The sequence below is a fragment of the Paraciimarium castrense LEGE 11436 genome, from assembly GCF_056633055.1.
In genome coordinates, this window is record NZ_JBSJOW010000001.1 from 89,862 (window position 1) to 115,972 (window position 26,111).

The 26,111-nt window shown below is 68.8% G+C and carries 28 protein-coding genes; 13 read left to right on the forward strand and 15 right to left on the reverse strand.

The window, feature by feature from the left end:
- Positions 1 to 424 precede the first annotated feature (424 nt).
- Entirely contained in the window at positions 425 to 1,003 is a 579-nt protein-coding gene (locus ACWJIO_RS00525) for a non-canonical purine NTP pyrophosphatase (protein ID WP_480310671.1), read from the forward strand.
- A 10-nt stretch (positions 1,004 to 1,013) separates the two neighbouring features.
- On the opposite strand, the gene ACWJIO_RS00530 is transcribed toward ACWJIO_RS00525, so the two are convergent.
- Positions 1,014 to 1,763, reverse strand: a complete 750-nt coding sequence (locus tag ACWJIO_RS00530; protein WP_480311481.1) for a BMC domain-containing protein — start codon at positions 1,761 to 1,763, stop codon at positions 1,014 to 1,016.
- Between the two features lie 330 nt (positions 1,764 to 2,093).
- On the opposite strand from ACWJIO_RS00530, the gene ACWJIO_RS00535 reads away from it, so the two are divergent.
- Positions 2,094 to 2,558, forward strand: coding sequence for a hypothetical protein (locus tag ACWJIO_RS00535; protein ID WP_480310673.1), 465 nt, complete (start codon positions 2,094 to 2,096; stop codon positions 2,556 to 2,558).
- A gap of 13 nt (positions 2,559 to 2,571) precedes the next feature.
- Here the strand turns inward: ACWJIO_RS00535 and ACWJIO_RS00540 are convergent, their stop codons facing one another.
- From ACWJIO_RS00540 to psaM, 3 genes are all read right to left on the reverse strand, one after another.
- A complete protein-coding gene (locus ACWJIO_RS00540) occupies positions 2,572 to 3,609 on the reverse strand; it encodes a protochlorophyllide reductase (RefSeq protein ID WP_480310674.1) in 1,038 nt (345 codons plus the stop codon).
- A 39-nt stretch (positions 3,610 to 3,648) separates the two neighbouring features.
- Complete coding sequence (locus ACWJIO_RS00545; RefSeq protein ID WP_480310676.1) at positions 3,649 to 3,951, reverse strand: hypothetical protein; 303 nt, start codon at positions 3,949 to 3,951, stop codon at positions 3,649 to 3,651.
- Positions 3,952 to 4,246: 295 nt separating this feature from the next.
- Entirely contained in the window at positions 4,247 to 4,351 is a 105-nt protein-coding gene (gene psaM / locus ACWJIO_RS00550) for a photosystem I reaction center subunit XII (protein WP_480310678.1), read from the reverse strand.
- An 89-nt stretch (positions 4,352 to 4,440) separates the two neighbouring features.
- Between psaM and ACWJIO_RS00555 the strand changes: the two genes are divergently transcribed.
- The gene (locus tag ACWJIO_RS00555; protein ID WP_480310680.1) at positions 4,441 to 4,992 is read left to right on the forward strand and encodes a CRR6 family NdhI maturation factor; all 552 of its coding nucleotides are present in this window, start codon (positions 4,441 to 4,443) and stop codon (positions 4,990 to 4,992) included.
- Positions 4,993 to 5,001: 9 nt separating this feature from the next.
- Here the strand turns inward: ACWJIO_RS00555 and ACWJIO_RS00560 are convergent, their stop codons facing one another.
- On the reverse strand, positions 5,002 to 5,769 hold the full coding sequence (locus ACWJIO_RS00560; RefSeq protein WP_480310682.1) for a sulfite exporter TauE/SafE family protein: 768 nt from the start codon (positions 5,767 to 5,769) through the stop codon (positions 5,002 to 5,004).
- Positions 5,770 to 5,883: 114 nt separating this feature from the next.
- On the opposite strand from ACWJIO_RS00560, the gene ACWJIO_RS00565 reads away from it, so the two are divergent.
- Positions 5,884 to 6,564: a lipoyl protein ligase domain-containing protein gene (locus tag ACWJIO_RS00565; protein WP_480310683.1), complete on the forward strand. Its 681-nt coding sequence runs from the start codon at positions 5,884 to 5,886 to the stop codon at positions 6,562 to 6,564.
- Here ACWJIO_RS00565 and ACWJIO_RS00570 read toward each other — a convergent pair.
- Positions 6,544 to 7,800 carry a site-2 protease family protein gene (locus ACWJIO_RS00570; RefSeq protein WP_480310685.1) on the reverse strand — a complete coding sequence of 419 codons (1,257 nt, stop codon included), beginning with the start codon at positions 7,798 to 7,800 and terminating at the stop codon, positions 6,544 to 6,546. The two genes, ACWJIO_RS00565 and ACWJIO_RS00570, sit on opposite strands and share 21 nt — an antisense overlap.
- Before the next feature lie 105 nt (positions 7,801 to 7,905).
- Here ACWJIO_RS00570 and ACWJIO_RS00575 point away from each other — a divergent pair, with 105 nt between their 5' ends.
- Positions 7,906 to 8,568, forward strand: coding sequence for a phosphoribosylanthranilate isomerase (locus ACWJIO_RS00575; protein WP_480310686.1), 663 nt, complete (start codon positions 7,906 to 7,908; stop codon positions 8,566 to 8,568).
- Between the two features lie 32 nt (positions 8,569 to 8,600).
- Positions 8,601 to 9,131 (forward strand): hypothetical protein, encoded by a 531-nt coding sequence (locus tag ACWJIO_RS00580; RefSeq protein ID WP_480310687.1) that lies wholly within the window; start codon positions 8,601 to 8,603, stop codon positions 9,129 to 9,131.
- Positions 9,132 to 9,170: 39 nt separating this feature from the next.
- On the opposite strand, the gene folE is transcribed toward ACWJIO_RS00580, so the two are convergent.
- From folE to ACWJIO_RS00610, 6 genes are all read right to left on the reverse strand, one after another.
- Positions 9,171 to 9,914 (reverse strand): GTP cyclohydrolase I, encoded by a 744-nt coding sequence (folE, locus tag ACWJIO_RS00585; RefSeq protein WP_480310688.1) that lies wholly within the window; start codon positions 9,912 to 9,914, stop codon positions 9,171 to 9,173.
- A 5-nt stretch (positions 9,915 to 9,919) separates the two neighbouring features.
- Complete coding sequence (locus ACWJIO_RS00590; protein WP_480310689.1) at positions 9,920 to 10,630, reverse strand: SDR family oxidoreductase; 711 nt, start codon at positions 10,628 to 10,630, stop codon at positions 9,920 to 9,922.
- Between the two features lie 80 nt (positions 10,631 to 10,710).
- The gene (locus ACWJIO_RS00595; RefSeq protein WP_480310690.1) at positions 10,711 to 11,700 is read right to left on the reverse strand and encodes an acetyl-CoA carboxylase carboxyltransferase subunit alpha; all 990 of its coding nucleotides are present in this window, start codon (positions 11,698 to 11,700) and stop codon (positions 10,711 to 10,713) included.
- A gap of 36 nt (positions 11,701 to 11,736) precedes the next feature.
- Positions 11,737 to 12,786: a long-chain acyl-[acyl-carrier-protein] reductase gene (locus tag ACWJIO_RS00600; protein WP_480310692.1), complete on the reverse strand. Its 1,050-nt coding sequence runs from the start codon at positions 12,784 to 12,786 to the stop codon at positions 11,737 to 11,739.
- A 61-nt stretch (positions 12,787 to 12,847) separates the two neighbouring features.
- Positions 12,848 to 13,591 carry an aldehyde oxygenase (deformylating) gene (locus ACWJIO_RS00605; RefSeq protein ID WP_480310694.1) on the reverse strand — a complete coding sequence of 248 codons (744 nt, stop codon included), beginning with the start codon at positions 13,589 to 13,591 and terminating at the stop codon, positions 12,848 to 12,850.
- A 99-nt stretch (positions 13,592 to 13,690) separates the two neighbouring features.
- Positions 13,691 to 14,506: a creatininase family protein gene (locus ACWJIO_RS00610; protein ID WP_480311483.1), complete on the reverse strand. Its 816-nt coding sequence runs from the start codon at positions 14,504 to 14,506 to the stop codon at positions 13,691 to 13,693.
- Between the two features lie 120 nt (positions 14,507 to 14,626).
- Here ACWJIO_RS00610 and ACWJIO_RS00615 point away from each other — a divergent pair, with 120 nt between their 5' ends.
- From ACWJIO_RS00615 to pgeF, 3 genes are all read left to right on the forward strand, one after another.
- Positions 14,627 to 15,889: a S1 RNA-binding domain-containing protein gene (locus ACWJIO_RS00615; RefSeq protein WP_480310695.1), complete on the forward strand. Its 1,263-nt coding sequence runs from the start codon at positions 14,627 to 14,629 to the stop codon at positions 15,887 to 15,889.
- A 107-nt stretch (positions 15,890 to 15,996) separates the two neighbouring features.
- Positions 15,997 to 16,935, forward strand: a complete 939-nt coding sequence (locus tag ACWJIO_RS00620; protein WP_480310697.1) for a Tab2 family RNA-binding protein — start codon at positions 15,997 to 15,999, stop codon at positions 16,933 to 16,935.
- Complete coding sequence (pgeF, locus tag ACWJIO_RS00625; protein WP_480310699.1) at positions 16,928 to 17,749, forward strand: peptidoglycan editing factor PgeF; 822 nt, start codon at positions 16,928 to 16,930, stop codon at positions 17,747 to 17,749. The genes ACWJIO_RS00620 and pgeF overlap by 8 nt, the downstream gene beginning before the upstream one ends.
- A 27-nt stretch (positions 17,750 to 17,776) precedes the next feature.
- On the opposite strand, the gene ACWJIO_RS00630 is transcribed toward pgeF, so the two are convergent.
- A complete protein-coding gene (locus ACWJIO_RS00630; RefSeq protein ID WP_480310701.1) occupies positions 17,777 to 19,462 on the reverse strand; it encodes an FAD-binding domain-containing protein in 1,686 nt (561 codons plus the stop codon).
- A 62-nt stretch (positions 19,463 to 19,524) separates the two neighbouring features.
- Here ACWJIO_RS00630 and ACWJIO_RS00635 point away from each other — a divergent pair, with 62 nt between their 5' ends.
- Positions 19,525 to 19,887, forward strand: a complete 363-nt coding sequence (locus ACWJIO_RS00635) for an AbrB family transcriptional regulator (protein WP_480310702.1) — start codon at positions 19,525 to 19,527, stop codon at positions 19,885 to 19,887.
- A gap of 4 nt (positions 19,888 to 19,891) precedes the next feature.
- Here the strand turns inward: ACWJIO_RS00635 and ACWJIO_RS00640 are convergent, their stop codons facing one another.
- Entirely contained in the window at positions 19,892 to 21,571 is a 1,680-nt protein-coding gene (locus ACWJIO_RS00640; RefSeq protein WP_480310704.1) for an NAD(P)/FAD-dependent oxidoreductase, read from the reverse strand.
- Between the two features lie 136 nt (positions 21,572 to 21,707).
- Between ACWJIO_RS00640 and ACWJIO_RS00645 the strand changes: the two genes are divergently transcribed.
- From ACWJIO_RS00645 to ACWJIO_RS00655, 3 genes are all read left to right on the forward strand, one after another.
- Positions 21,708 to 21,836: a hypothetical protein gene (locus ACWJIO_RS00645; RefSeq protein ID WP_480310705.1), complete on the forward strand. Its 129-nt coding sequence runs from the start codon at positions 21,708 to 21,710 to the stop codon at positions 21,834 to 21,836.
- A gap of 68 nt (positions 21,837 to 21,904) precedes the next feature.
- Entirely contained in the window at positions 21,905 to 22,678 is a 774-nt protein-coding gene (locus ACWJIO_RS00650; protein WP_480310706.1) for an MBL fold metallo-hydrolase, read from the forward strand.
- A gap of 26 nt (positions 22,679 to 22,704) precedes the next feature.
- Entirely contained in the window at positions 22,705 to 23,649 is a 945-nt protein-coding gene (locus ACWJIO_RS00655; protein WP_480310708.1) for a mechanosensitive ion channel family protein, read from the forward strand.
- Here ACWJIO_RS00655 and ppsA read toward each other — a convergent pair.
- Complete coding sequence (ppsA, locus tag ACWJIO_RS00660; RefSeq protein ID WP_480310709.1) at positions 23,634 to 26,108, reverse strand: phosphoenolpyruvate synthase; 2,475 nt, start codon at positions 26,106 to 26,108, stop codon at positions 23,634 to 23,636. The genes ACWJIO_RS00655 and ppsA overlap by 16 nt on opposite strands.
- Positions 26,109 to 26,111: the final 3 nt, after the last annotated feature.

The window sequence follows — 26,111 nt, forward strand, 5'->3', positions numbered from 1 at the left end:
ATGCTCCGCCGCCAAACCCCCCGTCAAGCAAAAGGCCCTGGTTGGGTGATCACTGTTTGCATCGTCAAAGATAAGTGATCCTGATTGTTTGCATACATTTCGTTAGCTGCTGGCCTTGTCTCCAGTGACAGCCTGCTTTTTCGGTCTTCCACTGCAGCCCGTCCCGGCGGTTCGCCGTCGTCTGCGGGCCGGCGCTGCTGTTGCGGGGCGACGGCTGGATGCCTGAACATTCAGTACTTATGCCTAGCGTGATCCGGGGCCGGAATTCTCCTGGGTTTGCCAGGGGTGGAATGTTCAAGCCATCCGGTCCCACCCCCTTCCCCTCTGCCTGACGCCATCGCTCCACCACCGTCCCAACCGCCGCTGTACAGGCCACCTGGCTCCAGGCCTGCTGCCACACTGACCTCCCCGGCGTGAACGCTTCTTGCCCTCCCTGGTCCTTGCCAGTGGCAATCCGCACAAGCTGGCTGAGATCGCTGCCATGCTTGAGCCCCTGCACGTGCAGGTGTCACCTCAGCCGCGCGATCTGGTGGTGGAGGAAACAGGCCACACCTATGCCGAGAACGCCCGGCTGAAGGCCGAGGCTGCGGCGCTGCGCACGGGCTCCTGGGCCCTGGCCGACGACTCAGGCATCGAGGTGGATGCCCTGGCGGGCGCTCCAGGGCTCTATTCCGCCCGCTACGCCCCCAGCGACCCCGAGCGGGTGGGGCGCCTGCTGCGGGAGCTCGGCGACACGCCCTACCGAGCGGCCTGTTTCCGCACCGCCATGGCCCTGGCCAATCCCGCCGGCGAGACCGTGCTGGAGGCCGAGGGCGTCTGCCATGGCCAGATTCTCACCACTGCCGATGGCGAGGGGCCGGGCTACGGGCCGATCTTCTTCGTGCGGGAGGCCGCCAGCAGCTATGCCCGGATGGGGGAGCACCAGCGCCGCCGCCTGGGCAGCCGCGCCAAGGCGGCGCGCCAGCTGGCCCCCGGGCTGATCGCCCTGATGGGCCTCAGCTGAGGGCCGGCCTTCAGCCCCCCCGGGCGCGGGCCGAGCCCTGGGCGGTGGCGTTGATGTGGTGGATGGCGCGCATGGCGGCGGCGGCGGCCTCTTCCACATCACCCTCACGGCCGGCCAGGGTCAACCGCCCGAAGGCCCCCACGGCCTTCACATCCACCACCGTGATGTTGGAGCCCTTCTCGGCTTCGTTGGCGGCGATCAGCACATAGCCGGCCGGCTCCGTTTCCAGGATGAACATGCTCATGCCGGCCTGGATCATCGAGCCGCGCCGGTTCTGGCGGTTGATCAGAACGGCATGGTCTGGGGTGATGGCGCGGATGATCTCCGTCCAGCTCACCTCGCAGCGGCTGCGCTGCTCCACGGTGTTGCCGATCGCCTCCAGCACCACATCGCCGGAGTGGAGCACATTGCTCTGGTCGCGGTGGTAGAGAGCCAGGGAGCCGAAGGCCCGCTCCACGATCATCTGGCCGAGCCGCACGGTGCTGGCCTTCAGGGCGATGTCGGTGACCCTGTGCACAGCCATGCCCGGTGACACCTCCAGCCAGAGGCAGGCGTCGCCGGGAATGGGCAGGAAGCCCTGGCTCACGGTGCCCATGTAGGCCGCCAGCTGGGGCTGCAGGGAGTCGAGGAACACGTAGGTGCGCAGCTCGATCGACTGCACCTGGCTGTCCAGGCGGGCCAGCCTCGAGCCCTCGCTGTCGGTGGTGATCACACAGCTGGCGCCGTCGGAGTCCGGCCGCACCACGGTGCCTGTGATCAGGGGGCCGGCACCTTCCTTCCTGGTCGGGGCCTGGCGCAGGGGGCGGCGTTGCCTGGAGGCCCGATCATCTGGAGTGCGCGGGCTCGGTGGCATGGGGCGGCGGACAACCTCGGTCGGCGGGGCAGCAGGCGAGAGCGGGACCCTGGCTCCCTCTGCCGGATGGCCAGAGAGCGGGACTGAACGTGGCACAGGGAACCGTTCGGCTCGAACGCTGTCCCGAGGATTCCTGCTGCTGGGCGACTTTACCTGTCGCTGCGGCGGTGGACGTCGCGGTGCACCTTGCCGCTGGGCGGGAAGCCGATACCGTCCGCACAAGCTGAACCATCACCCATGGCCACCAAGCGCAGTGCCACCAGTTCCGCCACGTCGAGGTCGGCCCAGGCCGATCCGATGCCCGACTCCACCAGCGGCGGCTCCATGCCCGATTGGATCGCCGCCGCCTCGGCCCAGGGGGTCAAACCGGAGCAGGCCCTGGCCTTGATCGGTCTCGGTTTGATGCAGAAGATGGCCGCCGCCGGCGAGGAGATCGCCTGGGCCTGGAATGAGCCCGAGGATGGCGGCACGGCAGATCTGATCGGCCTGCGCCAGCGGCTGGAGATGGTGAACCTGGCCCTGCAGACCGGCGCCCCGCTCAGCACGGCTGAAGTGAGTGCCCTGCTTGGGGCCCGCCCAGGCTCTGCCTTGGTGGAGCGGGGCGGCCTGCGGGCTCGCAGGTTGAGTCGCAATGTCTGGAAGCTCAGCAGGCTGGAATCCACTCCGGCCAGCTTCAACGACGGCTTCCGCCGGCGCCTCTGAGGGCGGCGCTGGATCAGGCTTTGACAGGGGCGGGGCTGCCCTCAGAGACACCGTCCGGTTCTGCGCCCAGGGCGTCTGGATCGAGGGCCACCAGCTGCATTGAATAGTCCCAGGTCTTGCGGGCGATCTCCGGGTTGCTGGCCTTGTCGGAGAGTTCCTGGCTGAACTGCTTGCCGCCTCGCTTCTGCCGATTTCCCCAGCTCCAGTGCACGCCCGAAGCGGCGAAGTCGGGATCGGCCACCACCTGCGCCACCCGTTCTCCGGCCAGGGCCTGGCTCACGTAGCCACCGGTGATCTTTTTCTGAAACCAGGGGAAGATCGTCTGAAACAGCCTGGGCGTGTTGCGGAACAGCGGCGTATCGGCGACGCAGCCTGGATAGAGGGAGCTGAACACGATGCCCGTGTCGGCATGGAGACGGCGATGCAGCTCCTGGGTGGTGATCATGTTGCAGAGCTTGCTGTCCTTGTAGGCCTTTCCGGGCTTGAAGGCCTTGCCGCTGGCCATGGCGATGGGGCTCTTGAAGCCGGCGGCGAAGCCGGAGAGGTCGCCCAGGTCGGCGGGAGCCGGGATCGGAATCTTGCCGCCCAGCTCCTTGGAATTGGCCGTCACCGTGCCCAGGATCACCACCCGCCGGGAGGGATGGTCTGAGCGCTGCAGTTCGCTCAGCAGCAGCTGAATCAGCAGAAAGTGGCCCAGGTGGTTGGTGGCCATCGAGAGCTCGTAGCCCTGGGGGGAGCGCTCCGGCTGCTTCAGGCGCGGCTTGTACACCGCCGCATTGACCACCAGGGCGTCGAGGGGCAGGCCTAGGGAACACACCAGCGTCTCCACACCGGCACGCACGCTGTCGAGGTCACCGAGGTCAATGCGCAGGTGGTGGAGCTGGCGGGAGGGCAGGCCGAGGGCCTGGGCTGCCGCGGCAGCCCGGATTGGGTCACGGTTGGCGGTCACCACGGTCCAGCCTCGATCAACGAGGGCCTTGGCGGCGTTGAGACCGACTCCCGAGGTGGTGCCAGTGATCAGGACCGTTCCTGGGGTCTGGGCAGCGGCCATGGAGGAGGAGGGGAACTGGCGCCCAACCTAAGGAGCGTCTCAGGGTTTGCCCGGCCCCGATCCGGCCTGCTCAACAGAAGGAAACGGGGCTTGCTTCCACACCACCCGCAGGCGATCGGGAGCGATCCACTGGCTCTGCTCGCGCAGCAGGCGCTGCTCCCCCTCAGTGGTGAACAGCTGGTCAAAACGTTCGCGGGCCTTGCTGAGCTTGGCCTGCTCGATCTGCAGCACGGCCGAGAGTTCCCCCTGGCGCTCCATGCGCTCCTGGTAGACCATGGCCAGCCTCACCAGACTCACCCCGGCCACGATCGCCAGGGCCGCCTTGATGGTGAGCCCCACCACGCTGCAGACCAGCTCACGCCGCTCAAGTGTCAGGGTGCTGGCCGCCGACAGGGCGAGGGCCGAGCCGGCAGGTGCCTGTGGTGGTGGCTGGGTCCGTGGGGAAAGACCCGCAGCTGCGGGGCCTCGTTCACCAGCCCCGGCCACCAGGGGCTGGATGGGTTGCTGCTGGCGAGCACCGCTGACGGACCCGCTCAGTCGTGAAGCTGGAACGGACCGCAGCGGGGGTGCCAACGCAGAAGGCTCAAGGAGTGCTGAATGCTTCTAACGGGTTCAGGTCCCCTTGCCAAGGGCTGGTTCAGGCCTTGTAGAGGCTGAAGCAGAGCCGCACGGCCAGAACTCCGGCGTGGGCAGCCACCACCAGGGCGATCAGAATCTCGGCTTGAGTCAGAGCGGAGACCATGGCAGGAGAGGGCAAACAGGTGACCCCTCCATTGTTTGGCCTCATCCCGCTACGGTCCAGCCGCGGCCGCCCTGCTGTCACAGCTCTTGATGCCCCCCTCGCCCCCGGTGCCCCCTGCCCAACCCGGCCCTGTCCTGGTGGATGCCGACGCCATTCGGGCCCTGGACCTGAGCCCCCTCAGCGCCTGGATCGCCCTGCCGCCGGATCAGTTGCTGCGGCTGGGCGGCACCCTCAGCCTCAGCTTCGTGTGGCCCCGCCAAGCCGATGACCCCCGTGAGCTCTCCGAAATCCCGGAGCTGCGGCTCTGGTGCTTGCGGGCCGATGCAGCCCTGCCGTGGCTGCCCCTGCTGATCGAGCGCAGCAGTGGTCAGCTCAGCCGCCATGTGGCCATGCTGCTGCCCCATGGCTTCAGCCGGTCTGAGGGCCTGCGCTTTGCCCCCGAGGCCCTGGAGCTCTGGCTGCCGCACCGGCTGTTTCTGCTCGACACCTGGGCCCGGGGCCATGGGCTCAACTGCCGCCATGGCCTGGGTCAGATGGCAGCGGTGCTCGGTCTGGAGGTGGATCCCGCCTTCTGGGAGCCGCTGCCTCTGGCTCCAGCCAGCACCGGTGGTCCCGATGGCGACCAGCAGCTCCGTCCCTAGCCCCCACCCCTAGGTCCAGAGGGCCAGGGCGCGGCGGGTGCTGTCAGCCGCCAGCAGCAGCGTCAGACCGCGCAACAGCATCACGAGAAGTCCTTCGGGCAAGCGCTCCATCCTGGCTGCCGACCACTGCGCCGCCAGGGCGGCTGGCGCCCCCAGGGCCAGGCCGACCGTCCAGAGACCGCGGCCATCGGCCACGAACGTGGCGCTTGCAGTGGCCGCTGAGGCCAGCACGGCCAGGGTGCTGTAGCGGATGGCGAGGTGGAGCGGCACCGCCAGCCCCTGGCCGAGCAGGGGCACCATCAACAATCCCCCGCCCACGCCCAGCAGGCCGCTGGCCAGGCCGGCCACTGCCCCCACGGCGCCCAGGGCGCCCAGGGGCGCCTGCCGCGGCGGCGCCGAGGCAGGCTGGGCCGTGCGGGGCCGGATCAGCAGGGCCAGCCCCAGGTAGAGGGCGGCCTGCAGGGCCAGCAACAGGGAGCCCTCCAGCGCCGTGCCCAGGCGGCTGCAGACGACGGCGCCAAGACTTGCGCCCAGGGCGATGGCCGTCCCGCTGCGCAGGGGCAAGGTACGGCTGCGCAGGTGCGTCCAGGTGCCGCCCAGGGTGGTGGGCACGATCGCCAGGGTGCTGGTGGCCAGGGCCTGGTGGGGCTCCAGCCCCAGCAACAGCAGCAGTGGTGAGAACACCAGCCCGCCGCCCACGCCCAACAGGCCCGAGAGCACTCCGGCGAGCAGGCCCAGCGGCAGGAAGGGCAGCAGCTCGCTCGCTTGAGGGATCAATCTGGAGGGATGCGGTCCGTAGCTCCAGCATTCTCCAGCCCGGGGGGGGACAGCCCGAGGGAGGCCAGTCGCGGGCGCTGGTTGCCTGGCAGCTGCCTGGGGGGCGCCTGGCAGATGGCCATTGACGCCTGGTTGCTGGCGCAGCAACGCCCCGCCTTTCGCCTCTACCGCTGGCTGCGCCCGACCCTCTCCCTGGGCCATCACCAGCACCGCTGGCCTCAGCACTGGCTGGAGCTGGCTGCCGCGGGCCGGATTGATCTGGTGCGTCGCCCCAGCGGTGGGCGAGCGGTGCTCCATGGCGGCGACCTCAGCTATGCGTTGATCTGGCCCACCCCCCCGCCGCGCAAAGTGCAGGCCTATGCCGAGGCCAGCCACTGGCTGCAGCGGGCCTTCGAGCAGCTCGGTCAGCCCCTGAGGCTTGGCAGCGAGCAGCCATCGCTGGCTTCGGCCAACTGCTTTGACCTGGCCACGGCCGCTGATCTGGTCCACACGGATGGCAGCAAGCGGATCGGCAGTGCCCAGCTCTGGCGGGGCGGCCAGCTGCTCCAGCACGGTTCGATCCAGCTGGCTCCCTCGCCGAGCCTCTGGCAGGAGCTGTTCGGCAGCCCAGCCCCGCGCCTGAAGCCGCTGGCCTGTGCGGGCGCGGAGCTCGAAGCTGTGCTCCTGAACGCCGCTCGAGAACTCCTGCCCTTCCCGCTGCCGGCCTTGAGCCCCGAGCCGCTGCGAGCCCCGGAGCTGGCCGGCGTGGCGGTGTTGCTGGGGCTCAGCGAGCCTTCAGCTGCCAGGGTTCGCTGAGGGCTGGGCCTCACCGGAGGCCACCATGCCGCGCACCACCTGGGGCAGGGCCAGGCCCAAGGGGTAGATGTTCTGGCGCCGTGCCGCTTCCAGCAGTGGTGCGGGCAGCTTCAGGCCGAGCTTCTGCAGCACCGCCTCGCCCAGATCGGGGCGCTCCAGGGTGCCGCAGGGCAGCCCTGCCGGACTCAAGACCAGCAGCCTGCTGGCCTGGTCGGTTTCCAGCAGTTGCACCGCCTGCCAGAGCGGCGCCGTTTCGGCGATCGAGGGCAGACTGGAAAGGGGTTGGAGATGGTCGGCGATGCGGTCGCTGTCCCAGCGCTGCACGGGAACCTGCTTGAGAGCCTCGTCGTCGATCAGCCCCTGCCAGCGGCCGCGCTCACACACCAGCAGCCAGTCGGCACTTCCCACAGGGCTGGGCTCGTTGAGCCGCGCGCGGCTCACCTCCCGCAACGTGGCGCTGGCCTCCAGCACTCGGAAGCGGCGGCCCGCGGCCTCCTTCACCTGAAGGGTGCTGAGGGCGCTCTGAAGTGAGAGCAGCTGCTGCTGGTTGCGCACGGCGCCGAGGCCGAACCAGCCGAGAAGAATCAGCCACGCTCCACCGATGCCGCCGCCCCGCAGCAGCAACACCATGCCCAGGGCCATGGCACCGAAGGCCAGAAAGCGGCCGCAGGCGTTGGCCACCTCGACGCCGCGGCGTTGGCTGCCACTGGCCTGCCACACCAGCGCCTTGACAATCAGTCCACCGTCCAGCGGCAGGCCGGGCAGCAGATTGAACAGTGCCAGCACCACGTTGAGGGTGCCGAGTTCAGACACCATGGCCCCCAGCCAGGGGGCCACGTGGCTGGCGGCATGGGTGGAGGCCAGCAGCGATACCCCCAGCAGCAGGCTCACGGCGGGGCCGGCAGCTGCCACCTTCAGGGCGCCCATGGCAGTGCTGCACTCCCGCTCCACACTGGCCACCCCACCCAGCAGGAACAGGGTGATGCTGCGCACTTTGACGCCTTCGCCCAAGGCCACAAAGGAGTGGCCGAGCTCATGCAGCAGCACGGACACGAACAGCAGCAGGGCCGTGCCGAGGCCCAGGCCCCAGAGGCCAGCGGCCCCCAGGCTGGCCCCGAGGCCAGCGCTGTACTGCTGCTGGAAGGCGGCGGTGGCCACCAGCAGGATCACGAACCAGCTCGGGTGAATCCGCAACGGGATGCCGCGGATGCTCATCAGCTGCCAACCTTCACCCACAGCACTTACTCATGGTGTTCACCCAAGGCTTCCTTCCCCGATGCCGGCTGCGCTCCGGCGATTGTCCTCCCCGATCCTAGAAAGCAGCTCCCCACCCCGCTGCCGATGCGGCCTCGCACCCAACTCAAGATCTGCGGACTGCGCGATCCCGGCCAGGCTGCCGCGGTGGCCGCCCTGGGGGTGGAGGCGATCGGGGTGATCGCCGTGCCGTCCTCGCCCCGCTTCGTGGCCGAGGCGCAGCGCCCGGCCCTGTTCGCCGCCATTGAGGCGGTGGCTCCGGCCTGTGCCGGCGTGCTGGTAGTGGCTGACCCCGGCGAGGAGCAGCTGGCGGCGCTGCTGCCAGAGCGGGGGCATCGGATCGTGCAGCTGCACGGCGGCGAAAGCCCTGAGCAGTGCGGCGCCCTGCGCCGGCGCCTGGGCTGCACGCTCTGGAAGGCCCTGCGGATCCGCTCCGCCGCCGACCTGGCCCAGGCCCAGGCCTATGGCCCCCATGTGGATGCCCTGCTGCTGGATGCCTGGGTGCCGGATCAGCTGGGCGGCACGGGCCATCGGATTCCCCTGGAGTGGCTGGACGGGTGGAGCAGCCCCCTGCCCTGGTGGCTGGCGGGCGGCATGGCGCCCGAGCGGGTCGCTGGCGTGCTCGCCCGGGTCCGTCCCACCGGTCTGGATGCCTCCAGCGGCGTCGAGCGGGCTCCGGCGGACAAAGACCTCAGCAGGGTGGAGGCTCTGGTGGCTGCCGTGAGGGGCAGCGGCGCTGCGGGCCCCTGAGGCAGGATCTAGGCACGTCTCGACCTGCCCCCATGGTGTCCCTGCAAGTGTTTCGCCGTGGCTGTTTCGCTGCGCTGCTGCTCTTGAGCGGCGTGCCTGCCCAGGCCCAGGACCTGGTGGGATGCCAGCTGCTCGATGGCCAGCTCTCCTGTGTGCCAGGGGTCAGCACGGACCCCGAGGCCCAGATCCGGGCCCTGCGCCAGGAGATCGCCGGCACCATCAGCCAGGAGGACGCCGTTGAACAGAGCATCGAGGGCCTTGAATCCCTGGAGTTGGCGGGCGAGGCCAGCGAGGGTGCCCTGCTCCAGGCGGTGGCGGATGCCGATGCCCTGGCGGCCTTGCCCGCTTCGGCCTACCACTGGTATCGCCGGGCGCCGGACGAAACCAGCTGGCTGCTGATCAGCGCGGCCGAAGGCCCCACCTATGTCCTCCAGCCCGAGGATGTGGGCCGGCAGGTGATGCTCGTGGTCACCGTTGATGGCGGGGAAGGGAGCACTGAGGCGATGGCGCAGCCATCAAGCCGTCGCCAGGCCACCCCGCCGGTGGGGCCGATCCAGCCCTGATGCGGATCAGCAGAGAGCCGTTGCTGCGGCCATTGCTGCTTAGGTCGAGAGAACGGCTTCCTGCTGCTTGACGAGCTCAAAGAATTCAGACTTGAGGCTCGGGTCGTGGCGGAAGTCTCCGCGGACGATGGAGTTCACCATGCTGGTCTGGGGTTCTTTGACCCCACGCCACTTCATGCAGTAGTGCTGGGCCTTCACCAGAATCGCCAGCCCCTGGGGCTTGCAGAGGCGCTCGATTTCATCAGCCAGGATCATCACGGCTTCTTCCTGGATGTGGGGCCTGGAGAACACCCAGTCGGCCACGCGGGAGAATTTGGACAGGCCGATCACCTGGTCGCCGGGTTTGATCCCGATCCAGCAGTTACCGAGAATCGGCACCAGGTGGTGGGAGCAGGCCGAGCGCACTGAAATGGGGCCAACGGTATAGATCTCGTCCAGCTTTTTGACGTTGGGGAAGCTGGCGATCTTGGGCTGGTGGTGGTAGCGGCCCTTGAACACCTCGTGCAGGTACATGCGCGCCACGCGCTCCGCGGTTTCCTCGGTGTTGTGGTCGTTGTCGATATCGATCACGAGGCTGCGCAGCAGTTCGCGCACCTTGCCCGCCACTTCGATCTCGAGCTGATCGAGCTCACCATCCTGGAGGTGATTGGCGATGTTGTCGTTGGCGAAGAAGGACACTCCCTCCTTCTCGAGGCGATCCCGGATACGCAGGGAAATCGGCATGGGAGTGGTGTTGGGTGCCGAGCCGCTGGCACTGAAACTGGAAGGGAACGTGGACGTCATAGGGGTCAGAGCGCGCCGGCGGCCGGCATAAGGGTCAGATCGTCCACCACCTGGGTGGCGGGCTGTTGGGCCAGGTACAGCAGGGCATCGGCGGCCCGCTCGGAATCAAGCATGGCATGGCGATCGAATGAACTGTGGACGGTTTCACTGTCCCAGAGGGGAGTATTCACCGCACCCAGGGTGAGCGTGCTGACACGAATTCCATGCCCACGCTCTTCCACAGCCAAACAACGGCTGAGCGAAGCGAGGGCTGCCTTGCTGACGCAATAGGCCCCCCAGTCAGGGAAGGCCTGATGCGCTGCATGGCTGCTCACGTTGATGATCAATCCCCCCCCCCGGGCCCGCAGTCGGGGCACCAGGCACTGGCAGACCTGGAACACCGCCGTGAGATTGAGCTGCAGAAGCTGCTGCCACTGGGCCAGGGCCATGGTGGTCAACGCGCCGGTGCAGGCCATCCCCGCATTGTTGATCACCACATCCGGTTCAAGTCCCCGGGAGCAGAGATCTTCCAGCCCAGGCACCACGTTGTCGCTCTGGCCGAGGTCGATGGCCTCAACCTCCACCCGGCAGCCTGAGCTGGCCAGGTCAGCCGCCTGCTGCGCCAAGGCCTCGCCATCGCGAGCCAGCAGCAGCAGATCGAAACCTGCCGCCGCAAAACGCCGAGCTGCTGCAGCCCCAATCCCTCGGGACGAGCCGGTGATCAGAACTGTGGGCAAGGGGGACGGGGGTGACGACGGCTTGGAAGGCTGGAAACCGAGGACCTCGGTGGGGCCCTTCCAAGCGGTTGACTCAAACCTTAAGAGCGGAGCGAGCGCTCTGGGGCGCCGGATTCCAGCACCTGGCCCATGCGGCGAAACTTCTGGTAGCGCGCCTGCTGCAGCCCGTCGGCGTCAAGGCTGCTCAGTTGGCCGAGCTGATCGAGCAGGGCGGCCTTGAGGGTGTCGGCCGCCTGCAGCGGCGCCCAGTGGTTGCCGCCGGAGGGTTCAGGCAACACCTGATCCACAATGCCGAGCCTGAGCAGATCGGCTCCGGTGATCTTCAGGGCTTCAGCGGCCTCGGGGGCCTTGCCGGCGTCGCGCCACAGGATCGAAGCGCAGGCCTCGGGTGACGCCACCGTGTAGACGCTGTGCTCAAACATCAGCAGTCGATCGGCCACGCCGATGCCGAGGGCACCACCGGATCCCCCCTCGCCGATCACCGTGGCCAGGATCGGCACCCGCAGCCGGAACATCTCGCGCAGGTTCACGGCAATCGCCTCCCCCTGGCCCTGCTCTTCGGCCAGGACGCCGGCATAGGCCCCGGGGGTGTCGATGAAACTCAGAATCGGCAGCCGGAAGCGGTCGGCATGCTCCATCAGGCGCATCGCCTTGCGGTAGCCGCCGGGGGAGGCCATGCCGAAATTGCGGGCCACGTTCTCCTTGGTGTCGCGTCCCTTCTGGTGGCCCAGCAGCATCACGCTGATGCCGTTGACCCGGCCCACACCGCCCACCAGCGCCCGGTCGTCGGAGCCGCGGCGGTCACCGTGAAGCTCCAGGAAGCTGTCGGTGATCAGCTGGATGTAGTCGAGCGTGCTGGGCCGTTGGGGGTGACGGGCCACCTGGATCTTCTGGGCGGCACTGAGGCCGTCGAAGATCTCCTTGCGCCGCCTGGTGGCCAGGGTTTCCAGCTGCAGCAGCTGCTGGCTCACGTCCACTTCCGAATCGCGGGCCAGCTGCCGGATCTGCTCGATCTGATCCTCCAGTTCCACCAGAGGTTTCTCGAATTCGAGCAGAGCGCGGCGGGCCATGGGGTGGCTGGGGAACGGGGAGGAAGAACGCGCTGGTCAGGCGATCGAAAGGGCGGGCGACCAGGAGCTGGCCGGCTCCAGACCCAGGGATTGGAAGCCGTGGCGCAGGGAGGCCTCGCCGATCAGGTCCATGGCGGCCAGGCTGATGTTGTTGCGCCCCCAGCTGAAGTTGGTGTGGATGTCCTCGAAATCGAGCAGCATGGCCTCGGCAAAGCAGGCAAACATCTGCCGCTCGGGCACCGCCATCTCGGCCAGCTCCATCATCTGCCAGCCGATGTCCTGCCAGAACTCCACGATGCCGCCCTTGAGCACGTGAATGCCCTCAGCGGCGGCCTTGGTGTCGAGGTTCTTGGGGTAGCCGCCGTCGATCATCAGGCAGGGACGCTTGAGGCTGCCGGTGTCGATGGTGAGGCTCTGGGGCAGGCTGGCCACCCACACCACCACATCGGCTTCGGGCAGGGCCTCCTCCAGCGGCAGGATCCTGCCTTCCCCCAGGCTCTCCTGCAGCTCCACCAGGGGCTGGGGCCGCCTGGCCACCAAGAGAAGTTCGCCAACGCCCCCCCGCTGCAGCCAACGGCAGACCGCACTGCCGATGTCGCCGCTGGCGCCCACCACGGCCACCTTGGCCCTGGCCAGGTCGATGCCCAGTCTGGGGGCATTGCGTTCGACTTGCTGACAGATCACCCAGGCGGTGTGGGTGTTGCCGGTGGTGAAGCGATTCCAATCGAGCTGGACGGCACTGATGCGTTCTTCACGCAACAGATTGAGGTCTTCAAAGATGATCGAGGTGAAACCACCCAGGGCGGTGATGTCAATGCCGGAGCGCTGCACCAGCTCCATGGCCTTGAGCACCTTGCGTTTCGCCGTCTTGAAACGACGCAACATCTCTGGCACAAACACCGAATCGATGTAAGCACCCTTGATCACTTTCCCCGTACGGCTGGTGACCTCCACGTGCTCGACCAGCTGTGGTGGGGCTGAACACCACATGTCGAGGTCCCCATCGGCGAACTCGTCAAATCCAAGGGAGCGAGCCTTGGCCCTGGCCTCCTCAAAGCTGGTGGAGTGCCCAATGAGGCCGAACATGCGCAGAGGTGGAGGATGTTGCGGACGCTACATCCTCCCATGGGGGGTGTGGGGCAGGTCGTCAGCCGACCAGAGCAGCGGCGGCCAGCTTGGCAATTTCGCGCCCGGTGAAGCCGATGTCCATCAGGGCTTCCTGGTAGGAACTGAGGAAATCGGCCATCAGATCTTCCTTGTCCATCAGCAGCACGGCGGCGTCATCGGCCACCTGATCGAGCATTTTGCGCACCAGAGGCAGATTCTCCCGGTTGGCCTGCTCGAGCTCCTCGCGCACGTTCTCCAGATTGGCCTTGAGCCACTCCTGGCCATAGTTGAGGTGGGTGTACTCATCCTTGACCACCCCCTCGGTGATGCGGCGGGCGAAGGGGTCTGCCACCGGGATGTAGATGTGGTAGGCCGAAATGGCGAAGGCTTCGATCAGGATGGCCTGAATCAGCAGACAGGTGGTGACCTTGCCTTCAGCCAGCGCCTTCTGGAAGTTGCTGTGCAGCGGGGAGAAGAATTCCTTGGCGAACGGCATGTCTGCCGTGACGCTCAGATTGTTGGCACAGGCGGTGAAGCCCTTCATGTGCTTCAGCTCCATGCGGGCCAGTTTGGCCAGCTCATCGGCCTGGTCAGGGATCAGGGTGCCCAGGGAGATGTAGTTGTCGTGGGCTTCCTGCTCACCCTCGATCACGATCGCATTGATGCGGCTGTAGGCGTCCTTGTAGGAGGGGCTGGCGAAATCCGGCAGACCGTCGGCCGGAGCCTGGCCGCTGCCGGCGGCACTGGTGGTTTCGATGACAGCAGGGTGGGCGACAGATGCCATAGGGGCCGCAGGTCAAGCAATCGCCAGACTGTAACCACCTCGGGTGGAACTGGGCCAAGCGGTTGTCCGAACAGCCACCCGGGCCCGGGCCCCGTTTGTTCAGTAATCCGTCTGCTCCGCTGCCGGGGGGGCCACCGGCGGCCATTCGCTGGTCAGCAGGGACTCCAGCCGGCGCGTCCAGCCGTCCACCAGGCGCTCGAACAGGTCAGCCCCCAGGGCCGCCGTGGCCCCCTGGCTGTCACCGATCACGCCACTGCCGCTGAGGTCGTGGCTCAGCCAGGCGCAGGGGGCCGCCCCCTCCAGGCTCCAGCCCTCGGGGGGCGCCGGACCATCCACACCGTCGCGGGGGCGCTCGGGCCCCACCTGCTCAGGCGCCAGATGCAGCATCAGGCTGGTTTCCGCCAGGCCGGCATGGAGGCCCTGCTGCCGTTCGGCCTGGGGCAACAGCGGGCCCAGCCCCTCAGGCCCGCTCCACAGGAAGCAGGGCAACACGGCCATCTGGGGCGCGGCGGCCCGCAACTGCCGCGCTGCCGCTTGCAGCAGGGCGATCTGGCCGCCATGGCCGTTCAGCAGCACGAGCCTGCGGAAACCGGCAGCAGCGAGCTGCTGGCCGATCCCCTGCACCAGCTCCACCACCACATGGGATGGCAGGCTCAGGGTGCCGGGGAAGCCCAGGTGCTCCGGCGAGAACCCCAGGGGTTGGAGCGGCAGCCGCCAGATCGGCCGACCCTGGGGCAGCCGGGCCAGCACCGCCTCCACCAGTCGCTCAGCGAAGAGGGCGTCGGTGCCGAGGGGCAACTGGGGGCCGTGCTGCTCCACAGCGCCCCAGGGCCAGATCACGGTGCTGCCGTTGCGCGCCGCGGCCCGCTGCACCTCCGGCCAGGGCAAGGCCATCAGTTCGTGCTGCAGGGGCATGGCGGCGGCCGGGGTCGGGGCGGAAGGGGGCTGGGTGGCATCGGGGCGGGGGGGGCCTGACTCCCACCGAAATCCCATGAATCCAATCTCTACAGTGTGCTGCGCTCAGCAGCCGCACCGATGGTCGGACCAGGCAACAGCTCGCCAGCCCCGTCCTCCCGGCCCGTGCCGCCGAGGCCGCCCCGTTCTGGCGCGGAGCCCCCGCAGCGCAAGCCCCCCCAGGTGTTGCTGATCAAGAAGGATCAGCCGCCGGCTCCGGTTCCTGCCGCTGCGCCGGCAGCTGGCCAGCAGGCCCCAGCCAGCCCTCGGGCTGCAGCCCCGGTCCACGCGCCCCAGAGCCAGCCCCAGGCAGCCCCGCGGACGGACGACGAGCTGTTTGACCTGGGGGGCATGGAGGGCCTCACCATGGCCGACCTGCTGGGGCCCGATGGCTCCCGCCAGGGGCGCCCACGAGCCGCCGAGTCCGCTGATCGTCCCGTCAGCCGCAGCGTCGACGAGTTCGATTTCGACGAGCAGGCCTTTCTCGCCGCCCTTGACGAGCAGGACTTCGTGGGCTCCACCGGTGAGGTGGTGACCGGTGTGGTGGTGGGCCTCGAGAGCGACGGTGTCTATGTGGACATCGGTGGCAAGGCACCGGGCTTCATGCCCAAGAAGGAGGCCGCTCTCGGCGTGATCACCAACCTCAAGGAGCGCTTCCCGAGCGGCACCGCCGTGGAGGTGCTGGTGACCCGGGAGCAGAACGCCGACGGCATGGTCACGGTGAGTGCCCGCGCCCTGGCCCTGCGCCACAGCTGGGAGAAGGTGCGGCGGCTGGAGAAGGACGGCAAGGTGGTGCAGGTGAAGGTGAGCGGCTTCAACCGCGGCGGCGTGACCTGCGATCTCGAGGGGCTGCGGGGCTTCATCCCCCGCTCCCAGCTCGTGGAGGGCGACAACCATGAGGCCCTGGTGGGCAAGACCGTGGGGGTCACCTTCCTGGAGGTGAACGCCGAGACCCACAAGCTGGTGCTCTCGGAGAAGAAGGCGGCCACGGCGGCGCGCTTCAGCCAGCTGGAAGTGGGTCAGCTGGTGGAGGGCGTGGTGGTGTCGGTGAAGCCCTATGGCTTCTTTGTGGATCTGGGCGGCATCAGCGGACTGCTGCACGCCAGCTGCATCACCGGTGCCGACCTGCGCGATCTGCGCGAGGCCTTCAGCCAGGGCGAGCGGCTCTGCGCCCTGGTCACCGACCTCGACCCCGGGCGGGGTCGGATTGCCCTGAACACGGCCCTGCTGGAGGGCCAGGCCGGCGAGCTGCTGGTGGACAAACAGCGGGTGATGGAGGAGGCCGCCGACAGGGCCAACCGGGCCCGGTCGCTGCTGCGTCAGCAAGAACAGGCGGCCGGATGAGCGATCTGAATCCTCCGACGCCTCCCGTTCCGGCCCGGCCCCCTGCTTCTGAGACGCCAGCCTCCAAGCCCGCTGCCACTGAGCCCGCTGCCACTGAGCCCGCTGCCATGAATCCCGCTGCCAGGGCGCCCGTGGCTGTGGCCATCGCCTCCACTGCGGCTGGCTCGCCGATCGGCCCCGACTGGGAGCTCGATTTCTATTCCCGCCCCATCCTTGATTCCGAGGGCAAAAAACGCTGGGAGCTGCTGATCTGCTCCACCCCCGAGGTGGGTGAGGACGGCGCTGCGGCCGGCGACAGCTTTCGCTGGGTGCGGGCCTGCCCCGCCTCCAGCGTGAATTCGATCTGGCTGCGGGAGGCCCTGCAGGCCGCCCAGGCCGAGGCGACCGCCGCAGGGGTGGCGCCGCCGCGGCGGCTGCGCTGCTGGCGGGCCTCGATGCGCACCATGGTGCAGCGGGCGGCCGAGGGCCTGGGTCTGGACCTCATCCCCAGCCGCCGCACCTATGCCCTGGTGGGCTGGCTGCAGCAGCGCGAACGGGAGGTCTATCCCCAGCAGGAGGGCTACCTGGCCGGCCCCCTGGCACCGCCTCCCCAGGCCGTGCGTCCTGTGCCGGTGCCCCTGCCCGAGGCCGCCCGGGGTGACAGTTGGGCCTGGGCCAGCCTGCCGGTGAGTGCCCTGGCCGGGGCGAAGGCCTGGGACAGCGGCTTTTCGGGCCTGGTGCCCCTGCCTGAGGACGCCGCCGCTGACGCTGGCGTGCCTGGCCTGCGGCTGTTCAGCTCCAGCCGCGCCCTGGCTGTGGCTGGCTGGCTGGCTGGCCTCGAGCCGGTGCGCCTGGAGATCGTGGGCACCCAGCTGGTGCTGGAAGCGGGCATGGATGATCGCTGGTTGCTGGCCAGCCTGCCCGAGGCCGAGGCCGAGGCGGCGGCCCAGGCCTTCGCCACGTCGCGGCAGCAGGCAGCGGGCCTGCAGTTCATCGCCGTGCAGAGCCGCGAGAGCGATCAGCGGTTCGAGGGGTTCTGGCTGCTGCGGGACCTGCCCGATGGCTGAGGCCGTGCCACCGCCGTTTGATCGGCCTGATGCGGGATTCAATCAACTGACTGGCTGGACCTGGGTGGGCTGCTACGGCGGCTACTACCTGCAGTCCGACCTGCTCGCGGGCTTTGAGCACGGCTTTTTCACGCGCCAGTGGCAGGGCCGCACTCCCGAGGTGCTGGTTGGCTATCTCAGTGCCGGCGTGACGGTTCACCGGCCCCAGCAGGTCCACGGAAGTCTGGTGCTGCCCGCCAGCGCCGCGGCAATGGAGCCCTGGCCCGAGGCGGATGGGCTGGTCAGCGATGCCGGCGCCCAGAGCCTGTGGGTGTGCGGTGCCGACTGCACCCCCGTGCTGCTGGCCGACCCCCGCAGCGGCAGGGTGGCGGTCTGCCATGCCGGCTGGCGTGGCGTGGCCGGGCGGATCCTGCCGGCGGCGGTGGCCCAGCTGGAGGCCGCCGGCAGCCGGGCGGCTGACCTGCTGGTGGCCCTGGGTCCCGCCGTGTCGGGCCAGCGGTATCAGGTGCTGGGCGATGTGAGCGAACGGGTGGCCCTCAGCCTCACGTCTGAGTCCACCGCCGCCCCCACGGCCACTGCTGAGGCCCTTGAGGCCCTCCAGGCCTGTGGTGCCCTGCTGGGCGATCCCGAGCCCGGCCACGACCGGCTCGACATCCGGGCCGCTGCCCGATCCCAGCTGCTGCACTGCGGCATCCCCGCCGAGCAGATCGCCACCTGCCCCCTCTGCACCGTGACCGAGAGCGAGCTGTTCCACTCCTGGCGCCGTGACCAGGTGAAAGCGGTGCAGTGGAGCGGCATCGTGGCCCAGGGCTGATCCAAAGCCAGCCCCAGGCCGCCTGATTCAGCCCGCGGGCTCGCCGCCGAACAGCTCCAGCTGCTGCACGCTGCTGTCGCGCTGACGCCGGGTGGCACGGGGCCGCTCCATGGGCGCGCGGCCGCCCATGAACCAGCTCTCCAGGGCGGCTTGCTCCTCTCTCTCCAGGCTGCCGGGCTCCAGGCCTTCCGGAAACAGGGCCGGATGGCGCTCTTGGCACCAGTCAGTGCAGCTGCCGGGGATGCGGCTGGCTCCGAAGGGGGTGACATCGCTCGGCATGGCACTGAAGCCGCCCCGTCTCCATCCCTGACGCCGCTTCTGGAGCCAGGCCAGGCGGTCCGCTCGGGCGCTGGCGTAGTCGAGCATGGGCGGTGGGTAGTCGGCCATGGCAGGCGGTTGGCCCAGCTGGTCGTTGGTGAGGTCTTCGAGCTCCGGCAGCCAGCGACGCACGAACACCCCCTGGGGGTCGCAGCGGTCCACCGCCAGCTGCCCCGGGTGGTAGATGCGGGTCCAGGCCCCCTGGCCCCCCGTGTCGCCGCCATGCTTCTCGCCGCCACCTGTGGTGACGCCCGCCTGCATCGCCCACTGGTAATGATCGATGGGACAGTCGCCATCGAGCAGATGGCGCATGTAGTGCAGGGCGCCGTAGCGCCAGTCGATGCCGCAGAGATTGGTGAGGAAGCTGGCGTGAATGGCCCGGCTGCGGAAGTTGAGCTCATGCCAGCCGCCGGTGGCCAGCAGACAACGGGAGGCGGCATCGACGATCGGGAAGCCGGTGCACCCCTCCTGCCAGCGCAGATACAGCTCCTCCTGGCGGGCGTTGAGCCCGGCCTCCTGCTGGTGGCAGTGCCAGAGGGGCTCCAGTTCCAGTTGGGGCAGATAGCGAAAGCGCTGGGCCATGCCGGCGCCCCAGCGCAGGCGGCTCACCAGCTGCCGCCAGCTGCGCTGCTGGCCGCTGTCCCCGTGCCGCAGCGGCGCGATGGCATGGAGGCATTGGCGATGGCTCACCACCCCGAACTTGAGGTAGGGGCTGAGGCCGGAACTGGCGCGGGCGGCGGGATAGCTGAGCTGCCAGTAGTAGCGCGACGACACGCCCTGGCTGCAGAACAGCTTCAGCCGCTTCAGGGCTGCCGCCGTGCCGGCTGGCGGCCGGGGTTTGCCGTCGTCCACCAGCCCCAGGGCCGCCAGCTCGGGCAGGCGAGAGGGCGGTCCGTCGGGGTGGGGAGGAGTGCGCAGCCGGGTGGGGGCGGGCAGGGCCGGCTCTGCCATCGCGGCGTGCCAAGATCGGCGAAACTCGCTGTAGGGCAGCAGGGCAGCCACGGCTCCCGGAGGCTCTATCCAGCGGATCGGAATGCCCGCCTCGGCCAGAGCGCGATTGACGCGGGCATCACGGACCCGGCCCACGATGCGCTCACTGTCCACATGGGCCACAACGCCATCAGCGCGGTAGTCGCGGACAACCTGCAGGAGGGTAGCGGCCGGTTCGCCCCAGCGCACTTCTAGGCGTGACTGACGCGCTTGGAGATCCTTCGCAAGGCTGGCGAGGCTGTCCAGCATGACGGCTACTCGGGCAGCCCCGGTTTCGGGATGCTGCAACAGGGCCGGATCGAGAATAAAAAGCGGCAGAATGCCTGCACCGCATGGGATGTGACACAGGGCTGGATGATCGCTGATCCGAAGATCCCGTCGAAACCAGACAACCTGCAGAGTCATGATATGAGCTTGCAATCGGTTGGGTTGAATGGTAATAATGTGAGTAGTTCGATTCTGATTTCATGCTGACCGGATCAGACCTCCTCAACAAGGTCAAGGAGCTTGGCGATGTTGGCAAATCCGATCTCGTGCGGGCCTGCGGCTATGTGTCTACCAAGAAAGACGGCAGTGAGCGGCTGAATTTCACGGCGTTCTACGAGGCTCTGCTGAGTGCCAAGGGAGTCGATTTCGGCGCTGCTCCCTCCACCGGCAAGGGAGGCCGCAAGCTCAGTTTTTCCACAAAGGTGCAATTCAATGGCAATCTGATGGTGGGCAAGGCCTACACCGCCTTGCTGGGCCTCGAGCCCGGTGATGAATTCGAGATCAAGCTGGGCCGCAAGCAGATTCGCCTCGTGCCCCTGGGTGGTGAGGACGAGGAGGAGTGACTCCTCACGGCTGAGCCACGGCCAGGGCCACTTGCTCAGCCAGCTTGATGCCGTCGATGGCGGCGGAGAGGATTCCACCGGCATAGCCAGCTCCTTCACCCCCCGGATAGAGCCCCGGGGTGTTGAGGCTCTCGAAGGTTGTGCGATCGCGTGGAATCCTCAGTGGTGATGACGTGCGCGTTTCCACGCCGGTGAGCAGGGCTCCCGAGCTGCTGAACCCTGGAAGCCTGCCCTCGAACGCCGGCAGCGCTTCCCTGAGGGCCTCCACCACGTAGGGCGGCAGGCAGCTGCTGAGGTGGGCCCGGTGAACACCAGGCTGGTAGGAGGGAACCACGCCCGTGGTGGCTCCCTCCCCCGGCCCCTCACTGCTGATGCCGGCCAGGAAATCGGCAACGGTCTGGACCGGTGCCTGGTAGGTGCCCCCACCCGCCGCGAACGCCAGCTGTTCCCAGTGCCTCTGGAAGGCCACCCCCGCCAGCGGGTCGTGCTCGAAGCGGCCGTAGGGCTGCAGATCCTCCAGAGTCACCGGCACCACCAGGCCGCTGTTGGCATTGCGCTCGTTGCGGGAGTGCTGGCTCATGCCATTGGTCACCACCGCACCGGCCTCCGAAGTGGCCCCCACCACCAGGCCGCCCGGGCACATGCAGAAGCTGTAGACGCTACGGCCCTTGAGGCCCGCACCCCTGCAGTGGTGCACCAGCTTGTACTCGGCGGCGCCGAGGCGGGGGTGCCCGGCGGCCTCGCCCCAGCGGGCCCGGTCGATCAGGGGCTGGGGATGCTCGATCCTCAGGCCGATGGCGAAGGGCTTGGGCTCCAGCGCCACGCCACACTCCTCCAGCCTCACGAAGGTGTCGCGGGCGCTGTGACCCACCGCCAGCACCACCGCCTGGGCGGGGATGGTGTGGCCATCGGCCAGCCGCACCCCCTGCACCCTGCGGCTGCCGGGAGCCAGCAGCAGCCCCTCCACCCTGCTGCCGAAGCGCACTTCCCCGCCCAGGGCCTCGATCCGCTGCCGCAGCCCCCGCACCACCGTGGCCAGCTTGAAGGTGCCGATGTGGGGGTGGTGGTGCGTGAGGATCTCCGGGCTGGCCCCGGCGGCCACCAGTTCCTCCAGCACCTTGCGGCAGTAGGGGAGGGGTTCGCTCACCTGGCTGTAGAGCTTGCCGTCGGAGAAGGTGCCGGCACCGCCCTCGCCGAACTGGGCATTCGACTCCGGGTTGAACGGCAGCTGGCCCTTCCAGAAGCCGAAGGTGTCGGCGCTGCGCTGCTTCACGGCCGGCCCCCGCTCCAGCAGCAGGGGGCGCAGCCCCATCTGGGCCAGCAGCAGGGCGGCGAAGTAGCCGCAGGGTCCGGCGCCCACCACCACGGGCCGGATTGCGGCGCTGTTGCTGCCGCTGCCGGCGGGCAGCACGGGGTGATAGGTGCTGTCCGGGCTGGGCCTCAGGTGGGGATCGCCGCGGAAGCGCTGCAGCAGCCGCTCCTGCTCACGCTCACTGAGATCGAGCACCAGATCCAGGCTGTACACCAGCTGGATCGGCTTGCCGCGGCGGGCATCGACACTGCGCTTGACCAGGTGGTGGGCGCGCAGCTGTGGGGCACTGAGCCGCAGCCGCCGGCAGATCGCCGCCGGCAGCTCGGCATCCCCATGGTCCAGGGGCAGCTTCAGCTCACTCAGCCGCAGCAAGGGATCTCCTCGACGGTGTCCCTGTTGTAGATCGGCCCGGTTCTGTTGCAATCGTCCCTGGTCGCCCCCACCAACTCTCAACTCCTGGCCATCGTGGGAGCAACACCGTGCCCATCAGGGACCTGCGCTGCTGCCCATGGGTCTGGCCCACTGTCCCCTCTGCGTTGCCCTGGCGGTGCTGGCGGTGCTGCGCAGCGGCGCCCATGCCCTGCAGCTTTGGCAGTTGAGGCCCGCCCAGGTCCCGATGCCCATCCCCTCTCCCTAGGGTCTGGCCTGGGGTGCAGGGGAGGTTCTGTGCTTCGCCAACCCTTGTTGCTGCAGCGGCTTTCCTGAATGTCTTCCGCCCCCGAGGTCTGCGGACTCGAAGCCACCTACTTCGGTGCCAACGGCTGGTTGCTGCAGTTCGACCAGCTGAGGGTGCTGGTGGATCCCTGGCTCACCGGCACCCTGGAGTTCCCGCCGGGCCCGTGGTTGTTCCACGGACATTTGCCCCGTCCCTGGCCCGCCCCGGCACGGCTGGATCTGCTGCTGCTCACCCAGGGCCTGCCCGACCACTGCCATCCCGCCAGTCTGGCGCTGCTGGATCCGCAGTTGCCCGTGGTGGCGTCCCCCACGGCGGCCCGCCGCGCCCGGGAGCTGGGTTTTCAGCAGGTGACCGCCCTGGCCCCAGGGCAGTCCCACAGCATCCAAGGGCTCACCATCCTCGCCACGGCGGGGGCCCCGGTGCCCCAGGTGGAGAACGGCTACCGGCTTGACCATGCCGCCGGCAGCCTCTACCTCGAGCCCCACGGCTACCTCGACCCCACCCTGGCGGCCGAGCCCCTCGATGCGGTGATCACTCCGGTGGTGGATCTGGGCCTTCCCCTGGCCGGGGCCTTTGTGCGCGGCCGGCAGGTGTTGCCCCAGCTGCTGGAGCGGCTGCGGCCCGCCACCGTGCTGGCGAGCACGGCGGGTGGGGAGGTGCGTTTCGATGGCCTGCTCAGCCGCGCCCTCTGGCAGCGGGGCAGTGCAGCCGAAGCTGCCTGTGCCATCGCCGCCCGGCCCCAGCCCCCCCGGTTCATTGATCCGATCCCCGGCGAGCCCTACCGGCTGACGCTGCCGGAGTGATGGCCGTGCTGGCGCCTCTCTGGGCCATGGCCCCGCCACTGCGCTGGCTGCAGGAGTGGAGCCGCGATCCGCTGTTGGTCAAGTTCGCCACGGCCGCGGCGGTGCTCGTGGTGATCAGCCTGCTGATCCGCGCCAGCCAGGCCTCCCTCACCCGCTACCTGCGGGATGCCGACGCCCGCTACTACGCCCGCAAGCTGGTGGCCCTCAGCGGCTATTTCATTGCCCTGGTGGGCCTCACCGTGATCTTCAAGGACCGCCTGGGCGGCCTCACCGTGGCGATCGGTGTGGCCGGTGCGGGGATCGCCTTTGCCCTCCAGGAGGTGATCGGCAGCGTGGCGGGCTGGATTGCCATCTCCTTCGGCGGCTTCTATCGGCCCGGCGATCGGGTGCAGGTGGGGGGAATCAAGGGGGATGTGATCGATGTGGGCATCCTGCGCACCACCTTGATGGAGCTGGGCGAATGGGTGGATTCCGACCTCTATTCCGGCCGCATCGTGCGGATCGCCAACAGTTTCGTGTTCAAGGAGCCGGTGTTCAACTACTCCGGCGACTTTCCCTTCCTCTGGGACGAACTGCGGCTGCCTGTGCGCTACGGCAGTGACCACCGCCTGGCCCGCCGGATTCTTGAGACCATCGGGGCGGAAGTGGCGAGCGACGTGCTCACCGAGGCCGTGCGCCAGGCCTGGGCCGAGATGCTGCAGAAATACCTGCTGGAGCATGCCCGCATCGACCATCAGGTGACCCTGGTGCTCACCGACAACTGGATGGAGTTCACCCTCCGCTACGTGGTGGATGTCAAGAAACGGCGCCTGATCAAGGATCAGATCTACACCCGGATCCTTGAAGAATTCGAGCGCTTTTCTCCACGGGTGAGTCTCTCCTCCACCACCATGGAGGTGGTGGCACTGCCGCCGTTGGAGGTGCGCCTGAACAACCAGCCCTGGGAGCCGCCGCCTCAGCCTGAGTCTTGATCCAGCGCAGGGGCCCCTGCTCGCGAGCTCAGCTCGGCTTCGATCGCGGCCACGGCGATGCGGCTGCTGAGCACGGCATCGGGGTTGAGGCTGATCGAATCGATGCCCTCTTCCACCAGGAAGGCGGCGAAGTCGGGATGGTCGCTGGGGGCCTGACCGCAGAGGCCGATCTTGCGGCCGCAGCGGTGGGCCGTGCGGATCGCCAGCTGGATCATCGCCTTCACGGCGGCGTCGCGTTCGTCGAACAGATCCGCCACTAGGGCTGAATCGCGATCCAGCCCCAGGGTGAGCTGGGTGAGGTCGTTGGAGCCGATCGAGAAGCCATCGAAGCGCTCGGCGAAGGCCTCGGCGCTGATCACGTTGCTGGGCAGTTCGCACATCACGTACACCTGCAGGCCGTGTTGGCCGCGCACCAGTCCGTGCTGCGCCATCTCGGCCAACACCCGATCCCCCTCCTCGGGGGTGCGGCAGAAGGGCACCATCGGAATCACGTTCACCAGCCCCATCGCCTGCCGCACCCGCCACAGGGCACGGCACTCGAGGCCGAACGCCGCTCGAAAGGCCGGGGCGTAGTAGCGGGAGGCGCCGCGCCAGCCGAGCATCGGGTTGTCCTCGCGGGGTTCGAAGCCGCCGCCGCCCAGCAGCCGGGCGTACTCGTTGCTCTTGAAGTCGGAGAAGCGCAGGATCACCGGTCGGGGGTAGAACGCCGCGGCAAGGCGCGCCATGCCCTGGGCCAGCCGATCCACGTAGTACTCACTGGCCTCGGCATAGCCAGCGGTGAGCTGGGCGATCGCCTGCCGTTCCCCTGGGTCCCTGACCCGTTCCGGCTCCAGCAGGGCCAGCGGATGCACCCGGATGTGGTTGGCGATGATGAACTCCAACCGGGCCAGCCCCACCCCGTCGCAGGGGATCGCCGCCAGCTTGAAGGCCTCCTCGGGGTTGCCCACGTTCATCAGGATCTGGGTGCGGGTGGAGGGCAGGTCGTCCAGGGGGCTCTCCTCCACGCTGAAGGGCAGGGCGCCGCGGTACACCCGGCCCTGATCGCCCTCGCAGCAGCTGGCGGTCACCTCTTCCCCATCGGGGATGCGGCGGCTGCCGTCGCCGGTGCCGACGATGGCCGTGATTCCCATCTCGCGGGCAATGATCGCCGCGTGGCAGGTGCGGCCGCCCTGGTCGGTGATCACGGCGCTGGCCCGTTTGAGGATCGGCTCCCAGTCGGGATCGGTGCGCTCGGTGACGAGCACCTCCCCCGGGGAGAACCGGGCGATCTCGCCGGGATGGCTGAGGATCCGGGCCCGCCCGCTGCTCACCGAGGCGCCGATCGCTCTCCCCTGGGCGAGTGGCTCGGCGCTGTGGGGTGCCAGATGCCAGGTGCGCAGCACAGCCGCTGATCGGCGGGATTCCACCGTTTCCGGCCGGGCCTGCAGGACGTACAGCTCGCCGCTGCCGCCGTCCTTGGCCCACTCGATGTCCATGGGGGTGGGGGCACCCCGCTGGGCGCTGTAGTGGCGCTCGATCGCACAGGCCCAGCGGGCCAGCTGCAGGGCTTCGGCATCGCTGATGGCGAAGCGGCAGCGCTCCTGCTCCGGCACCGGCTGGGTGAGGGTGCTGGCATGGCCGGGCTCGGGGGCGCCGGCACCGCTCGGGGGGGCGTCGGCGTAGACCATCCGGATCGCCTTGCTGCCCAGGCGCCGGTGCACGATCGCGTCGAATCCCTGCTCCAGGGTGGGCTTGAAGATCAGATATTCATCGGGGTTCACCGCGCCCTGCACCACCGTTTCCCCCAGGCCGTAGGCGGCGGTGAGCAGCACCGCGTCCCGGAACCCCGTCTCGGTGTCGATGCTGAACATCACGCCGGAGGCGGCCAGGTCGGAGCGCACCATCCGCTGCACCCCGATCGAGAGGGCCACCTCCAGATGCTCGAAGCCGTGGATCTGGCGGTAGGAGATGGCCCGGTCGGTGAACAGGGAGGCGTAGCAGCGGCGGCAGGCGGCCAGCAGCGCCTGTTCCCCGCGCACGTTGAGGAAGGTGTCCTGCTGGCCCGCGAAGGAGGCCTGGGGCAGGTCTTCGGCCGTGGCGCTGGAGCGCACAGCCACCGCCGGCGGTTCGCCGCCGGGCTCCAGGGCCCGGAAGGCCTCCACAATCGCCTGCTGCAGGTCTGGCGGCAGGGGGGAGCGCAGCAGCAGGGCCCGGGCGGCGGCGCCTGCGGCCTGCAGGGCGCCGAGATCGCTGCTGTCGAGGCCCTCCAGCAGGTCTTTGAGCTGCGGTTCGAGCCCGTTGACGGCGAGGAAGTGGCGGTAGGCGGCCGCCGTGGTGGCAAAGCCGCCCGGCACGCGCACCCCCTGGCCACCGAGTTCCCGGATCATCTCGCCGAGGGAGGCGTTCTTGCCGCCCACCTGGGGCAGGGCCTTCAGATCCACCGCCGCCAGCGGCAGCACCAGGGGGTCAGCAGGGGCCATCAG

Excerpts from the sequence above, each read along its gene's own strand:
- ACWJIO_RS00605 (WP_480310694.1), bottom strand. The coding sequence starts at position 13,591 with ATGGCATCTGTCGCCCACCCTGCTGTCATCGAAACCACCAGTGCCGCC.
- ACWJIO_RS00600 (WP_480310692.1), bottom strand. The coding sequence starts at position 12,786 with ATGTTCGGCCTCATTGGGCACTCCACCAGCTTTGAGGAGGCCAGGGCC.
- ACWJIO_RS00535 (WP_480310673.1), top strand. The coding sequence starts at position 2,094 with ATGGCCACCAAGCGCAGTGCCACCAGTTCCGCCACGTCGAGGTCGGCC.
- ppsA (WP_480310709.1), bottom strand. The coding sequence starts at position 26,108 with ATGGCCCCTGCTGACCCCCTGGTGCTGCCGCTGGCGGCGGTGGATCTG.
- ACWJIO_RS00615 (WP_480310695.1), top strand. The coding sequence starts at position 14,627 with ATGGTCGGACCAGGCAACAGCTCGCCAGCCCCGTCCTCCCGGCCCGTG.
- ACWJIO_RS00620 (WP_480310697.1), top strand. The coding sequence starts at position 15,997 with ATGAATCCCGCTGCCAGGGCGCCCGTGGCTGTGGCCATCGCCTCCACT.
- ACWJIO_RS00645 (WP_480310705.1), top strand. The coding sequence starts at position 21,708 with ATGGGTCTGGCCCACTGTCCCCTCTGCGTTGCCCTGGCGGTGCTGGCG.
- ACWJIO_RS00610 (WP_480311483.1), bottom strand. The coding sequence starts at position 14,506 with ATGCCCCTGCAGCACGAACTGATGGCCTTGCCCTGGCCGGAGGTGCAG.
- folE (WP_480310688.1), bottom strand. The coding sequence starts at position 9,914 with ATGACGTCCACGTTCCCTTCCAGTTTCAGTGCCAGCGGCTCGGCACCC.
- ACWJIO_RS00635 (WP_480310702.1), top strand. The coding sequence starts at position 19,525 with ATGCTGACCGGATCAGACCTCCTCAACAAGGTCAAGGAGCTTGGCGAT.
- ACWJIO_RS00580 (WP_480310687.1), top strand. The coding sequence starts at position 8,601 with ATGGTGTCCCTGCAAGTGTTTCGCCGTGGCTGTTTCGCTGCGCTGCTG.
- ACWJIO_RS00655 (WP_480310708.1), top strand. The coding sequence starts at position 22,705 with ATGGCCCCGCCACTGCGCTGGCTGCAGGAGTGGAGCCGCGATCCGCTG.
- pgeF (WP_480310699.1), top strand. The coding sequence starts at position 16,928 with ATGGCTGAGGCCGTGCCACCGCCGTTTGATCGGCCTGATGCGGGATTC.
- ACWJIO_RS00595 (WP_480310690.1), bottom strand. The coding sequence starts at position 11,700 with ATGGCCCGCCGCGCTCTGCTCGAATTCGAGAAACCTCTGGTGGAACTG.
- ACWJIO_RS00575 (WP_480310686.1), top strand. The coding sequence starts at position 7,906 with ATGCGGCCTCGCACCCAACTCAAGATCTGCGGACTGCGCGATCCCGGC.
- ACWJIO_RS00540 (WP_480310674.1), bottom strand. The coding sequence starts at position 3,609 with ATGGCCGCTGCCCAGACCCCAGGAACGGTCCTGATCACTGGCACCACC.
- ACWJIO_RS00650 (WP_480310706.1), top strand. The coding sequence starts at position 21,905 with ATGTCTTCCGCCCCCGAGGTCTGCGGACTCGAAGCCACCTACTTCGGT.
- ACWJIO_RS00630 (WP_480310701.1), bottom strand. The coding sequence starts at position 19,462 with ATGACTCTGCAGGTTGTCTGGTTTCGACGGGATCTTCGGATCAGCGAT.
- psaM (WP_480310678.1), bottom strand. The coding sequence starts at position 4,351 with ATGGTCTCCGCTCTGACTCAAGCCGAGATTCTGATCGCCCTGGTGGTG.
- ACWJIO_RS00565 (WP_480310683.1), top strand. The coding sequence starts at position 5,884 with ATGGCCATTGACGCCTGGTTGCTGGCGCAGCAACGCCCCGCCTTTCGC.
- ACWJIO_RS00555 (WP_480310680.1), top strand. The coding sequence starts at position 4,441 with ATGCCCCCCTCGCCCCCGGTGCCCCCTGCCCAACCCGGCCCTGTCCTG.